This is a genomic window from Actinomadura sp. NPDC048032, assembly GCF_040653175.1.
Lineage (GTDB): Bacteria > Actinomycetota > Actinomycetes > Streptosporangiales > Streptosporangiaceae > Spirillospora > Spirillospora verrucosospora.
Genome location: NZ_JBEZJP010000221.1, coordinates 1 through 12,817, shown reverse-complemented (window position 1 = coordinate 12,817; position 12,817 = coordinate 1). Strand labels below are relative to the sequence as shown.

Genomic DNA, 12,817 nt, shown 5'->3' with positions numbered 1-12,817 from the left:
GGGTCGCCTCGGCGCCGCCGTCCACGTAGATGACCTGGCCGGTCATATGGGTGTTGGCGGGCGACACCAGCCAGCGCAGGGCCTCGGCGATCACCGAGGCCGACGTCCGGCTCTACCCGACGCTCGCCCGCTTCGACGCCGTCTACCACGGCCACTTCAAGTGCAACCTGCGGCGCCTCGCCGACTACGAGAACCTGTGGGGCTACGCCCGCGACCTGTACTCGAACCCCGCGTTCGGCGAGACCACGAACTTCGACCACATCAAGCGGCACTACTACGTGACCCAGCGGAACATCAACCCCTCAGGCGTCGTCGCCAAGGGCCCGCTCGTGGACTGGACCGCCCCGCATGACCGGGGACGTTGACCGCTTCTCCCTGGTTATGCTGGCGCATCTCCAGTAATCCCCCACGAGAGGCACGACCCCACCATGCGCAGCCAGTTCTTCGGCAACCTCGAACAGGGACAGCAGCTCCCCGGCCACTTCGCCCTCCAGAACTCCAAGATGCTCCGGGTCCACCTGAACGGCGACGTCCTCGCCCGGCAGGGCTCCATGGTCGCCTTCCAGGGGCAGATGGAGTTCGACTACGAGGGCGCGGGCGGCATCGGCAAGTTCATGAAGAAGGCCCTGACCGGCGAGGGCGTCCCCCTCATGCGCGTCAAGGGCCAGGGCCTGCTGTTCGTCGCCAACGACGCCGACGACATCCACCTGTTCTACCTGGAGAACGAGGGCATCACCGTCAACGGCAAGAACATCCTCGCCTACGACTCGCACCTCCAGTCCGACATCCAGCGCGTCCAGGGCGCGGGCATCGCCGCGGGCGGCCTGTTCAACACCACCCTCCAGGGCACCGGCTGGGTGGCGCTCACCACGCACGGCACCCCCGTGATGCTCGACTGCGGCCGCGCCCCCACGTTCGCCGACGGCCAGTCCGCCGTCGCGTGGAGCACAAGCCTCCAGGTCGGCGTCAACCGCACCTTCAAGGCCAGCGCCCTCATCGGCCGCGGCAGCGGCGAAGCGATGCAGCTCGCCTACCAGGGCCAGGGCTTCGTCCTCATCCAGGCCTCCGAAGGCCCGACCGTCGCCCCGCACACTCACTAGCATTTTTCTCCTCCTTCGGGCCTGGCGGCCCTCCATCGTCGAAAAACGCGGGCGATCGCTGGCATCGCTCCGGCTCGCCTTGCGGCTCGCTGCGCGATCAGGTTCTCGCAAGCTCGAACCTGCCTTCGGACGCGATCGCGGGTGTCCGGGTCGTTTGCCGGTTGCCGTGACCGCTGAGGTCGTTGCAGTAGTGGGGCCCAGTCGGCGGGCATCGCTTGCCGTGCGGGCGGTTCTCGCTTCGCTCGAACCTGCCTTGGACGCGATCGCGACCATCGAGGTCGGCGCGTGGGTTAAGCGAGGGCTCAGGAGGGGGAGCGCGTTGGTGATTCTTGCCGAAGGCACGGCCCTGCCTTCGGCCGGTTCAGCCAATGGACGGGGCGGTGTGGGCGGGGTTGCGACGCGCTGGCGTGGTGCGGGGGTAAGTGCGAGTAGCCTTGATGCGTCTCAGAACTTACCTGCGAGCTGCGGAAGAGGGCGATCTCCGCCGTGTCGACAGAGTCGTCGCATACTAGTGCCGACCCGATGCTGACCGATTTCGGCGCCAACGAGTGGCTGGTCGACGAGCTGTACCAGAAGTACCTCGACGACCCCAACTCCGTTGACGAAGCCTGGTGGAACTTCTTCGCGGACTACCAGCCGGGCAGCCGGCCCGTGTCCGCCATCCCCCAGGCCGACGGCGCGGCCCCGAAGGCCGCCAACGGCACGGCGGCCGCTCCGCCGACACCGCAGCCACCGGCCGCGCCGCCGAAGGCTCCGGCCAAGCCGGCCGCCAAGGCCCCGAAGGCGGACAAGCCGGCGCCCCCGCCGGTGCCGGCGGGGGCCGAGGAGGTCCGGCTGCGCGGTGTCGCCGCCCGGACGGCCACCAACATGGAGGCCAGCCTCGGCGTGCCGACGGCGACCAGCGTGCGCGCCGTCCCTGCCAAGCTGCTGATCGACAACCGCATCGTCATCAACAACCACCTCAAGCGCGGGCGCGGCGGCAAGGTCTCCTTCACGCACTTGATCGGGTACGCGATCGTCAGGGCCCTGACCGCGATGCCCGAGATGAACGCCGCGTTCACCGAGGTGGACGGCAAGCCGGTGCTGATCAGGCCGGAGCACGTGAACTTCGGGCTGGCCATCGACCTGCAGAAGGACGACGGCTCGCGCCAGCTCGTGGTGCCGAGCATCAAGGCCGCCGAGACGCTGGACTTCCGCCAGTTCTGGGCCGGTTACGAGGAGATCGTCCGCAAGGCCCGCGGCGGCAAGCTCACCCTGGAGGACTTCCAGGGCACCACGATCAGCCTGACCAACCCGGGCACGATCGGCACCGTCCACTCGGTGCCGCGGCTGATGCCCGGCCAGGGCACGATCATCGGCGTCGGCGCCATGGAGTACCCGGCCGAGTTCGCGGGCGCGTCGAGCGACACCCTGTCGCGCATGGGGATCAGCAAGGTGATGACGCTGACCTCCACCTACGACCACCGGATCATCCAGGGCGCGCAGTCCGGCGACTTCCTGCGCCGCATCCACCAGCTGCTGCTCGGCGAGGACGGCTTCTACGACGAGATCTTCGAGGCGCTGCGCATCCCGTACGAGCCGGTGCGCTGGGTCAAGGACATCTCCGCCACCCACGAGGACGACGTCGCCAAGGTCGCCCGCGTCCACGAGCTGATCCACGCCTACCGGGTCCGGGGCCACCTGATGGCCGACACCGACCCGCTGGAGTACAAGCAGCGCCGCCACCCCGACCTCGACATCCTCAAGCACGGCCTCACCCTGTGGGACCTGGAGCGCGAGTTCGCGACCGGCGGGTTCGGCGGCAAGCCGACGATGAAGCTGCGCGACATCCTCGGCGTGCTGCGGATGGCGTACTGCCGCACGGTCGGCATCGAGTACATGCACATCCAGGACCCGGAGGAGCGCGCCTGGATCCAGGAGCGCGTCGAGGTCCCGCACGACAAGCCCTCGCGCGAGGAGCAGCTGCACGTGCTGCGGCGGCTGAACAGCGCCGAGGCCTTCGAGACGTTCCTGCAGACGAAGTTCGTCGGGCAGAAGCGGTTCTCCCTGGAGGGCGGCGAGTCGGTCATCCCGCTGCTCGACTCGGTGATCTCGGCGGCGGCCAAGGCCAGCCTGGACGAGGTCGTCATCGGCATGGCGCACCGCGGCCGGCTGAACGTCCTCGCCAACATCGTCGGCAAGTCCTACGGGCAGATCTTCGGCGAGTTCGAGGGCAACCTCGACCCGCGCAGCGCCCAGGGCTCCGGCGACGTGAAGTACCACCTCGGGGCGTCCGGCGACTTCGTCGCCGGCGACGGCTCCAAGATCCACACCGAGCTGGTCGCGAACCCCTCCCACCTGGAGACGGTCGACCCGGTGCTGGAGGGCGTCGTCCGCGCCAAGCAGGACCTGCTGGACGTCGGCGAGGCCGGCTTCACCGTGCTGCCGATCCTGATCCACGGCGACGCCGCGTTCGCCGGGCAGGGCGTGGTGGCCGAGACGCTGAACCTGTCGCAGCTGCGCGGCTACCGCACCGGCGGCAGCGTGCACGTGATCATCAACAACCAGGTCGGCTTCACCACCGCGCCGGAGTACTCGCGCTCCAGCGTCTACGCCACCGACGTGGCGCGGATGATCCAGGCGCCGATCTTCCACGTGAACGGCGACGACCCCGAGGCGTGCGCGCGGGTGGCGCGGCTGGCGTTCGAGTACCGGCAGACGTTCAAGAAGGACGTCGTCATCGACATGATCTGCTACCGGCGGCGCGGCCACAACGAGGGCGAGAACCCCTCGTTCACGCAGCCGCTGATGTACGACCTGATCGATGCCAAGCGGTCCGTGCGCAAGCTCTACACCGAGGCCCTGATCGGCCGCGGCGACATCACGGTGGAGGAGGCCGAGCAGGCGCTCCGCGACTACCAGGAGCAGCTGGAGCGGGCCTTCACCGAGACCCGCGAGGCCGTGAAGAAGCCCCTCGAACCGGGCTCGGTCGTGAAGCCCGACGTCGAGGAGCGCATCCCGATCGACCACGGCAGCGCCGGCTCGGCGATCCCGCTGGAGACGGTGAAGCGCATCATCGACACCCAGGTCAGCCTGCCGGAGGGCTTCACGCCGCACCCGCGGCTCCAGCCGATCCTGCAGCGCCGCGCCCAGATGATCGAGGACGACGCGATCGACTGGGCGACCGGCGAGCTGCTGGCGATGGGCTCGCTGCTGATCGACGGCCACCCGGTGCGGCTCGTCGGTCAGGACACCCGGCGCGGCACGTTCGGCCAGCGGCACGCGGTGCTCGTCGACCGCAGGACCGGCGAGGAGTACACGCCGCTCAAGCAGTTCGGGCAGGGCGTGTCGAAGTTCTACGTGCACGACTCGCTGCTCAGCGAGTACGCCGCGATGGGCTTCGAGTACGGCTACTCGATGACCCGGCCCGACGCGCTCGTGTGCTGGGAGGCCCAGTTCGGCGACTTCGCCAACGGCGCCCAGTCGATCGTGGACGAGTACATCTCCTCCGGCGAGCAGAAGTGGGGCCAGCACTCGGGCGTCGTGCTGCTGCTGCCGCACGGCTACGAGGGCCAGGGGCCCGACCACTCGTCCGCGCGGATCGAGCGGTACCTGCAGCTGTGCGCGCAGGACAACATGACGGTCGCCTACCCGACCACTTCGGCGAACTACTTCCACCTGCTGCGCTGGCAGGTGCTGTCGAACCGGCACAAGCCGCTGGTCGTGTTCACGCCGAAGGTGCTGCTGCGGCTGAAGGCCGCCGCGTCCCCGGTCGAGGAGATCACCGGTGGCGCCTTCCAGCCGGTGATCCCGGAGAGCGACCCGGCGATCGACCCGGCGGGCGTGCGGCGGGTGCTGCTCACCACCGGCAAGATCTACTACGAGGTGGTGAAGGCCCGGCAGGCGGCGGGCGCGAACGACACCGCGGTCGTGCGGGTCGAGCGGCTCTACCCGCCGCCGGTCGACGAGATCAAGGCGGAGCTGGCCAAGTACCCGGACGACGTCGAGGTCGTCTGGGTGCAGGACGAGCCCGCCAACATGGGCGCCTGGCCGTTCATGGCGCTGAAGCTGCCGCGCCACATCGACGGGCTGAAGATGTCGCGGGTGTCGCGCCCGGCGTCCTCGTCCCCGGCGGTGGGGTCGAACAAGCTGCACCAGGCGGAGCAGGAGGCGCTGCTCGCGCGCCTGTTCGGCGAGCAGAAGTAGAGCGGTACTGATCGATCCGAGGGCTCCGGTGCACCGCGCCGGGGCCCTCGGCGTCCATGGGGAGGGGACGCGATGTACTTCACCGACCGCGGGATCGAGGAGCTGGCGGACCGGCGCGGCGCCGAGGAGGTCAGCCTGGAGTGGCTGGCGGGCCGGCTCCGCGAGTTCGTCGACCTGAACCCCGAGTTCGAGACTCCCGTCGAGCGCCTCGCCACCTGGCTCGCCCGCCTGGACGAGGAAGAGGACTGACCGGCGACCGGAGCGGAGCGCCAGCGGAGCGGAGGGCGCCGGTCAGTCTCTTCGGGGGGTCTGGGGGTCCGCCCCCAGAGGGGGCCGGTCAGTCACTTCGGGGGGCTGGACCCACCTCCCGGGTAACGCGATATGTCTTGACTTCTCAAAGACGCGACATATCGTGTTAACTGACGGCAGGCCTCTCGGACGAAGGGCACATCGTGATGTCGCGCTGGACGATCGACGAACCGACCACCCTCGACTTCGACGGCGTGGTCGCGCTGAGGGTCACGCTGATCGCGGGCAGCGTGTCGGTGCTCGCCTCCGACGAGCGCCCCTCCATCATGGTGGGCGGCGTCGAGGGGCCGCCGCTGGTGGTCACGCACGAGGCGGGGATGCTGACCGTCACCCACGAGAAGATCTGGGAGGGCGTGCTCGGCTGGCTGCGCAACCAGCGGGTCCGGGCGGAGGTCACCGTGACCGTCCCGCACGACTGCCCGGTCAGCCTCAACCTGGTGTCGGCCGACGCGGTGGTGACCGGCACGACGGCCCGCACGTCGATCAAGAGCGCCTCGGGCGAGGTGACGCTCGACGGGGTGGCGGGCGCGATCGACGCGAACACGGTCTCGGGCGCGGTCGAGGCGCAGGGCCTGGACGGGACGGTGTCGTTCACCTCCGTGTCCGGTGACCTGACGCTGGCCGGCGCGTCCGTCGAGCGGCTCGCGGCGCGGACGGTCAGCGGCCGCATCGCCGCCGACGTCGACCTGTCCGGCAGCGGCGGCGTCGAGGTGAACACGGTCTCGGGCGAGGTGGCGCTGCGCGTCCCGGCGTCCACGGACGCGCGGGTGACGCTGAACTCAGCGGCGGGGCGGATCGAGACGTCCTTCCCGTTCGACCGCCAGGAACGCGCCGTGTCGCGCTCCGTCAGCGGGAAGATGGGGGACGGCTCGGGGCGGGTCGCGGTCAACACGGTCTCCGGCACGATCGCCCTCCTCGGCCGCGACGACGACGCCCCGGAGATCACCACACCCCGAATGGAGAAGTGACGACGTGAGCCCCGTCTTCGGCCACGGTCGCCTGCGGCTGTACCTGCTCAAGCTGCTGGAGGAGAGCCCGCGGCACGGCTACGAGGTGATCCGGCTCCTGCAGGACCGGTTCCTCGGGGTGTACTCGCCCTCCCCCGGCACCATCTACCCGCGGCTGGCCCGGCTGGAGGCCGAGGGCCTGGTCACCCATGAGGTGGTCAAGGGCAAGAAGGTGTACTCGCTGACCGACAAGGGACGCGAGGAGCTGGAGCGCCGGATGGACGAGCTGGCCGAACTGGAGGATGAGATCGCCGCCTCCGCGCAGGAGTTCGCGCGCGGCGTGCAGGAGGACGTCCGCCAGACCGTCCGGACGCTGCGCGAGGAGCTGACGCAGGCGGCCCGGACGATGCGCGACCAGGGCAAGGCCACGTCCAAGGACGCGTGGAAGGAGACCACCGAGCGCCAGAAGGACGAGTGGCGCCGGCAGAAGGAGCACTGGCGGGAGCAGACGCAGGCGTGGAAGGAGGAGTGGCGGCAGAACTGGGACGACGCCTGGAAGACGGCGACCGGGACCCGCGAGGACGTCGCCCGCCTCAAGCTGGAGCGCCTGCTGCGCCGGTTCGTCGAGGACGTCCGCGGGTCCGCGAAGAACGCCCGGCTGGACGACGACGACCTCGCCGCGGCGCAGGCCGTCCTCGACGAGGCGCGCGAGCGGCTGCGGAACGAGATCTTCGACCGGGAGCCGTGACCGGGAGCCCCGGCCACGGCCTCCCCCACGGCGTCAGGGCGTGAAGACGATCTTTCCGAAGAGGTCGCCCTCCGCCATCGCGGCGAAGCCCTCCTCCGCCCTGCCGAGCGGCAGGACGCGGTCGATCTGCGGCCGCACGCCGGTCTTGACCAGGAACCGCGCGAGCCGCTCCAGCTGGTCGCGGGTCCCCATCGTGGAGCCGACGATCTGGAGCTGGAGGAAGAACACGCGGTTCAGCTCGGCGGGCGGCACCTGGCCGCTGGTCGCGCCCGACACCACTACGCGCCCGCCGGGGCGCAGCGACTTCAGCGAGTGCGACCAGGTCGCCTGGCCGACGGTCTCGATCACGGCGTCGACCCGCTCGGGCAGCCGCGCGCCCGTCTCGAAGGCGGCGTCCGCCCCGATCTCCTCGGCGCGCCTGCGCTTGGCCTCGCTGCGGCTGGTGGCGTAGACGCGGTAGCCGGCGGCGGCCGCCAACGCGATCGCCGCGGTCGCGACGCCGCCGCCCGCGCCCTGCACCAGCACGGACCCGCCGGGCTGGAGCCCGGCCTTGCCGAACAGCATCCGGTAGGCGGTGAGCCACGCGGTGGGGAGGCAGGCCGCCTCCTCGAACGACAGCTCGGCCGGCTTGGGGACGAGGTTGCGGCGCGGCACCGCCACCTTCTCCGCGAGCGTCCCGGGGTGGACCTCCGACAGCAGCGACCGCCTGGGGTCGAGGGTCTCGTCGCCGCCGCCCCGGTCCGGGTCACCGATCACCGAGTGGACGATGACCTCGTTGCCGTCCTCGTCCACCCCGGCCGCGTCGCCGCCGAGGATCATGGGCAGCCGGTCGGCGGGCAGGCCGACGCCCTTCAGCGACCACAGGTCGTGGTGGTTGAGCGCGGCGGCCTTCACCGTGACGGTCGTCCAGCCGTCCGGTACCTCGGGGTCGGGCCGCTCCCCCAGCGTGAGCCCGTTCAGCGGATGGTCTGCGTCGATCTGTGTGGCCGTGACAGCGAACATGAACGCACACTAACCGCCGGCCGGCGAGCGGAACGGCCCGCCCCCGGCGTGTCGGGGACGGGCCGAGCGCCCGGTGTCACAGCACCTTGGACAGGAAGTCCTGCGTCCGGGGGTGCCTGGGGTTGCCGAGGACCTCCCGGGGGGTGCCCTCCTCGACCACGACGCCGCCGTCCATGAAGACCAGGGAGTCGCCGACCTCGCGGGCGAAGCCCATCTCGTGGGTGACCACGACCATGGTCATGCCGTCGAGGGCGAGCTGCTTCATGACCTCCAGGACCTCGCCGACGAGCTCGGGGTCCAGCGCGGAGGTGGGCTCGTCGAACAGCATCAGCGCGGGCTCCATGGCGAGGGCGCGCGCGATCGCGACCCGCTGCTGCTGCCCGCCGGACAGCTGCGCCGGGTAGCTGCTCACCTTGTCGCCGAGGCCGACCCGGGTGAGCAGGGCGACGGCCCGCTCCCTCGCCTCCCCCTTCGGCTGCCGCTTCACCCGCACCGGCGCCTCCATGACGTTCTCCAGCGCCGTCATGTGCGGGAACAGGTTGAACCGCTGGAAGACCATGCCGATCTCGCGGCGCTGGGCGGCGACCTCCCGGTCGCGCAGCTCGTAGAGCTTGCCGCCCGACTCCCGGTAGCCGACGAGGTGGCCGTTCACCCACAGCCGCCCGGCGTTGATCTTCTCCAGGTGGTTGATGCAGCGCAGGAACGTCGACTTGCCCGAGCCGGACGGTCCGACGACGCACATCACCTCACCCGGCTTGACCTCCAGGTCGATGCCCTTCAGCACCTCGAGGCGCCCGAACGACTTGTGCACCGCCTCGGCCTTCACCATCAGCCCGCCGCTCGCGGGCTCCGGGACGCCGGCCGGGGCGTCGCCCACGATCTCCTCGCCTCCGCTCACTGGCCGCCTCCTCCGCCGCGGAAGCGGAGCCGCTGCCTGGCCTCCGCCCCCTTGCTGGTGCCCCGGCTGTAGTACCGCTCCAGGTAGAACTGCCCGATCATCATGACCGAGGAGATGAGCAGGTACCACAGGCAGGCCATCACCAGCATCGGAATGATCTTGTAGGTGGTGGCGTAGATGGTCTGCGCCGTGAAGGTCAGCTCCGAGTACGGGATGGCCGCGACGAGCGAGGTGTTCTTCAGCATCGAGATCGCCTCGTTGCCCGTCGGCGGGACGATGACCCGCATCGACTGCGGCAGCACGATCCGCCGCATCGTCTGCATCCGGGACATGCCGAGGGCGCTGGCGGCCTCCTGCTGGCCCTCGTCCACCGACAGGATGCCGGCCCGGACGATCTCGGCCATGTAGGCGGCCTCGTTGAGGATGAGCCCGAGCGCCGCCGCGAGCGCGGCGTTGACCAGTTCCTGCGTCTTCCACGTCTCGAACTCGGGACCGAAGGGGATCCCGATCCCGACCGTCGGGAACAGCGTGCCGATCGCGCCCCAGATGAGCAGCTGCGTGTAGAGCGGCGTGCCGCGGAAGAACCACAGGTACACCCAGGCGGCACCGCTCAGCAGAGGGTTGGCCGACAGCCGCATCAGCGCCAGCACGATGCCGAGCACGACACCGCCGACCATGGCCGCCAGGGTGAGCCAGACCGTGTTCCGGACGCCCTTGAGCACCGGATCCGAGAACAGGTACTTCCACTGCTCCGACCAGTCGAGGGCCTTGCTGGTCAGGAGGAAGTGGACGAACATGGCGACCAGTACGAGGACGACCACCGCCCCGAGCCAGCGCCCCGGATGCCGGACGGGAACGGCCTTGATCGCCTCAGGCCGTCCCTTGCCGGCGTCGTTGTCGACCGTCATGCGATCAGCTCTGCGCCCCGTTGATCTTCGGTTCGGTGATCGCGCCGGTCTCCACGCCGGCGTCGGTGAGGATCTTCTTGTAGGTGCCGTCGGCGATCAGAGCCTTGAGCGCGCCCTGGATGGCCTCCTTGAGCTGGCCGGAGTTCTTGCCGACCGCGTAGCCGTAGGGCGCGGTGTCGTAGGTCTGACCGATGATCTCCAGCTTGCCGCCGGTCTTCTTCACCGCGTCGCCGACGATGGGCGAGTCGGCGGCCATGCCGTCGACCTTGCCCGCGACGAGGTCGTTGTTGACCTCGGTCTGCTGCTTGCGGACGACGCTCTTGATGGCCGGCTTGCCCGCGTCGGTGCACTTCTTGCTGCGCGCCGCGAGGTCGTCGACCTGCACGGTGCCCTGCTGGACGCCGATGGACTTGCCGCAGGCGTCGTCGGGGTTGACGCCCTTCGGGTTGCCCTTCAGCACGGCCCAGGACGTCCCGGCCGAGTAGTAGGTGACGAAGTCGACGGCCTGCTCGCGCTCCTTCGTGTCGGTGAAGGAGGAGACGCCGGCCTCGTACTTGCCGGACTGGACGCCGGGGATGATCGTGTCGAAGCCCGCGTTGCTGTACTGGGTCTTCAGACCGAGCTTGGCGGCCACGGCGTTGAAGAGGTCGACGTCCCATCCGACGATCTTCTGGGAGGCCGGGTCGACGGACTCGTTGGGCGGGTACGAGGCGTCCGTGCCGATCGAGATCTTCCCGTCGCTCTTGATGGCGGCCGGGACCATGGCCGCGAGCTTGCTGTCCACGCTCGTGTTCGAGGCCGCGGAGCCCGAGTCGCCAGAGTCGTTGCTGTCGCCGCATGCGGACAGCGCGAGCGCGCCCGTCAGTACGAGCGCGCTCGCCGCGACGGCGCGGCGGCGCAGAGAACCGGTGTTCACTGGTCCCCCTCCTGGTGGTTTCGTCGGATCCGCGTAGATCCGAAGGTCAGGTGCATAGTTTGGCGTACAACGTCCCTGATCTGGATAAAGGGTGCGAAACAATCACGCAACGAGGCGAACCCGGATCCGCCAGTGCTCAAGGGGTATGCCCTACGCAACGCGACCGACCCACCACCGTGTGGGCACGGTCACGTGACGGTCACCACCCACCCCGGCCTCCGGGCGGGTCCGCCCCCCTGTGGCACAATCAGAAAACGGGTGACCCCCGTGCGTCGCGAGATCCACCGGGTGACCGGCCACACCACACCACCACGCGGCGGCATCTCAAGAAAGCCAACTTTCACAGACAGGGGTCGCTGTGGCTGCTGAGCCCATTCCCACTGAACCGCCCTCACTGGACGACGATCCGGCCTTTCCGCTGCACCGCGGCGGCAAGCTGGAGATGCGCTCGACCATCCCCGTCCGCAACAAGGACGACCTCTCGCTGGCCTACACGCCGGGCGTCGCCCGCGTGTGCACCGCGATCGCCGACAACCCCGAGCTGGCCTACGACTACACCTGGACCTCCAAGGTCGTCGCCGTCGTGACCGACGGCACCGCGGTGCTCGGGCTCGGCGACATCGGCCCGGCGGCGTCCATGCCGGTCATGGAGGGCAAGTCGCTGCTGTTCAAGGAGTTCGCGAACGTCGACTCCGTGCCGATCGCGCTGAACTGCACGGGCGTCGACGAGATCGTCGACACCGTGATCCGGATGGCGCCGAGCTTCGGCGGCATCAACCTGGAGGACATCAGCGCCCCCCGCTGCTTCGAGATCGAGGACCGGCTGCGCGCCGCCCTCGACATCCCCGTCTTCCACGACGACCAGCACGGCACCGCGATCGTGGCGCTCGCCGCCCTCACCAACGCGGCGCGCTTCGTCGGCAAGCCGCTGTCGGAGCTGCGCGCGGTCGTGGCGGGCGCGGGCGCGTCCGGCATCGCGGTCTCGCAGATCCTGATCGAGGCGGGCATCGGCGACATCGCCCTGTCCGACAGCAAGGGCATCATCCACGAGGGGCGCGACGGACTGAACCCCGTCAAGGAGCGCATCGCCGCGATCACCAACCGCTCGCACCTGAAGGGCTCCACGGAGGAGGCGCTGCGCGGCGCCGACGTGTTCATCGGCCTGTCCGGCAGCACCGTCCACGAGTCGTGCGTCGCCACGATGTCGGACAGCGCGATCGTCTTCGCGCTCTCCAACCCGACCCCCGAGGTGCACCCCGAGGTCGCCCGCAGGCACGCCAAGGTCGTCGCGACCGGCCGCAGCGACTTCCCGAACCAGATCAACAACGTGCTGGCGTTCCCCGGCATCTTCCGCGGCGCGCTGGACGTCCGGGCCCACACCATCACCGAGGGGATGAAGCTGGCGGCGGCGAACGCCCTCGCCGGCATCGTCGGCGACGACCTGACCGCCGACTACGTCATCCCCGGCCCGTTCGACGACCGCGTCGCCCCGGCCGTCACGGCCGCGGTGGCCGCCAAGGCCCGCGAGGAGGGCGTCGCCCGCATCTGATCTTCCCGGCGGCCCGTGTTCCGCACCGGAACACGGGCCGCTTGGCGGTCGGAGGGGCGGCCGGGCCGCGTCAGGACGGTTCCACGTGGTTGTTCTCCCACGCCCAGGTGACGATCCCGACGCGGTTCCGCACCCCCAGCTTGGCCTGGATGCCCGCCAGGTGGCTCTTGACCGTGCTCAACGAGATGAACAGCTCCGCGGCGATCTCCTGGTTGGTGAGGCCGCGCGCCAGGGCCCGGACGACGTCGAGTTCGC

General features: G+C 70.0%; 11 protein-coding genes and 1 pseudogene. 7 read left to right on the top strand and 5 right to left on the bottom strand.

Features of this window, described 5'->3' with window-relative positions:
* Positions 1 to 86: 86 nt before the first annotated feature.
* The 6 genes and pseudogenes from AB0C69_RS25620 to AB0C69_RS25595 all read left to right on the top strand — a co-directional run.
* Positions 87 to 365: pseudogene (locus AB0C69_RS25620) on the top strand (glutathione S-transferase C-terminal domain-containing protein); the annotation flags it as partial.
* Between the two features lie 63 nt (positions 366 to 428).
* On the top strand, positions 429 to 1,100 hold the full coding sequence (locus AB0C69_RS25615; RefSeq protein ID WP_179833163.1) for an AIM24 family protein: 672 nt from the start codon (positions 429 to 431) through the stop codon (positions 1,098 to 1,100).
* A 486-nt stretch (positions 1,101 to 1,586) separates the two neighbouring features.
* The gene (locus AB0C69_RS25610; protein WP_360357674.1) at positions 1,587 to 5,285 is read left to right on the top strand and encodes a multifunctional oxoglutarate decarboxylase/oxoglutarate dehydrogenase thiamine pyrophosphate-binding subunit/dihydrolipoyllysine-residue succinyltransferase subunit; all 3,699 of its coding nucleotides are present in this window, start codon (positions 1,587 to 1,589) and stop codon (positions 5,283 to 5,285) included.
* Positions 5,286 to 5,357: 72 nt separating this feature from the next.
* On the top strand, positions 5,358 to 5,534 hold the full coding sequence (locus AB0C69_RS25605) for a DUF6104 family protein (protein ID WP_345183242.1): 177 nt from the start codon (positions 5,358 to 5,360) through the stop codon (positions 5,532 to 5,534).
* A 206-nt stretch (positions 5,535 to 5,740) separates the two neighbouring features.
* Complete coding sequence (locus AB0C69_RS25600) at positions 5,741 to 6,562, top strand: DUF4097 family beta strand repeat-containing protein (protein ID WP_345183244.1); 822 nt, start codon at positions 5,741 to 5,743, stop codon at positions 6,560 to 6,562.
* 4 nt (positions 6,563 to 6,566) lie between these two features.
* Entirely contained in the window at positions 6,567 to 7,289 is a 723-nt protein-coding gene (locus AB0C69_RS25595; RefSeq protein WP_353835102.1) for a helix-turn-helix transcriptional regulator, read from the top strand.
* A 33-nt stretch (positions 7,290 to 7,322) separates the two neighbouring features.
* Here AB0C69_RS25595 and AB0C69_RS25590 read toward each other — a convergent pair whose 3' ends face one another.
* The 4 genes from AB0C69_RS25590 to AB0C69_RS25575 form a co-directional block, all read right to left on the bottom strand.
* A complete protein-coding gene (locus tag AB0C69_RS25590) occupies positions 7,323 to 8,291 on the bottom strand; it encodes a zinc-binding dehydrogenase (RefSeq protein WP_360357672.1) in 969 nt (322 codons plus the stop codon).
* Between the two features lie 76 nt (positions 8,292 to 8,367).
* Complete coding sequence (locus tag AB0C69_RS25585) at positions 8,368 to 9,120, bottom strand: amino acid ABC transporter ATP-binding protein (protein WP_360357677.1); 753 nt, start codon at positions 9,118 to 9,120, stop codon at positions 8,368 to 8,370.
* Between the two features lie 65 nt (positions 9,121 to 9,185).
* Complete coding sequence (locus tag AB0C69_RS25580; RefSeq protein ID WP_360357670.1) at positions 9,186 to 10,097, bottom strand: amino acid ABC transporter permease; 912 nt, start codon at positions 10,095 to 10,097, stop codon at positions 9,186 to 9,188.
* A 4-nt stretch (positions 10,098 to 10,101) separates the two neighbouring features.
* Positions 10,102 to 11,013, bottom strand: coding sequence for an ABC transporter substrate-binding protein (locus AB0C69_RS25575; protein ID WP_360357669.1), 912 nt, complete (start codon positions 11,011 to 11,013; stop codon positions 10,102 to 10,104).
* 358 nt (positions 11,014 to 11,371) lie between these two features.
* On the opposite strand from AB0C69_RS25575, the gene AB0C69_RS25570 reads away from it, so the two are divergent.
* On the top strand, positions 11,372 to 12,562 hold the full coding sequence (locus AB0C69_RS25570; RefSeq protein WP_360357667.1) for an NADP-dependent malic enzyme: 1,191 nt from the start codon (positions 11,372 to 11,374) through the stop codon (positions 12,560 to 12,562).
* A gap of 70 nt (positions 12,563 to 12,632) precedes the next feature.
* On the opposite strand, the gene AB0C69_RS25565 is transcribed toward AB0C69_RS25570, so the two are convergent.
* On the bottom strand, positions 12,633 to 12,817 hold a 185-nt coding region (locus AB0C69_RS25565; RefSeq protein ID WP_360357666.1), incomplete at its 5' end, for a helix-turn-helix transcriptional regulator.

Coding starts and splice junctions, on each gene's coding strand:
- AB0C69_RS25615 (WP_179833163.1), top strand. CDS start 429: ATGCGCAGCCAGTTCTTCGGCAACCTCGAACAGGGACAGCAGCTCCCC.
- AB0C69_RS25605 (WP_345183242.1), top strand. CDS start 5,358: ATGTACTTCACCGACCGCGGGATCGAGGAGCTGGCGGACCGGCGCGGC.
- AB0C69_RS25600 (WP_345183244.1), top strand. CDS start 5,741: ATGTCGCGCTGGACGATCGACGAACCGACCACCCTCGACTTCGACGGC.
- AB0C69_RS25590 (WP_360357672.1), bottom strand. CDS start 8,291: ATGTTCGCTGTCACGGCCACACAGATCGACGCAGACCATCCGCTGAAC.
- AB0C69_RS25585 (WP_360357677.1), bottom strand. CDS start 9,120: ATGGTGAAGGCCGAGGCGGTGCACAAGTCGTTCGGGCGCCTCGAGGTG.
- AB0C69_RS25580 (WP_360357670.1), bottom strand. CDS start 10,097: ATGACGGTCGACAACGACGCCGGCAAGGGACGGCCTGAGGCGATCAAG.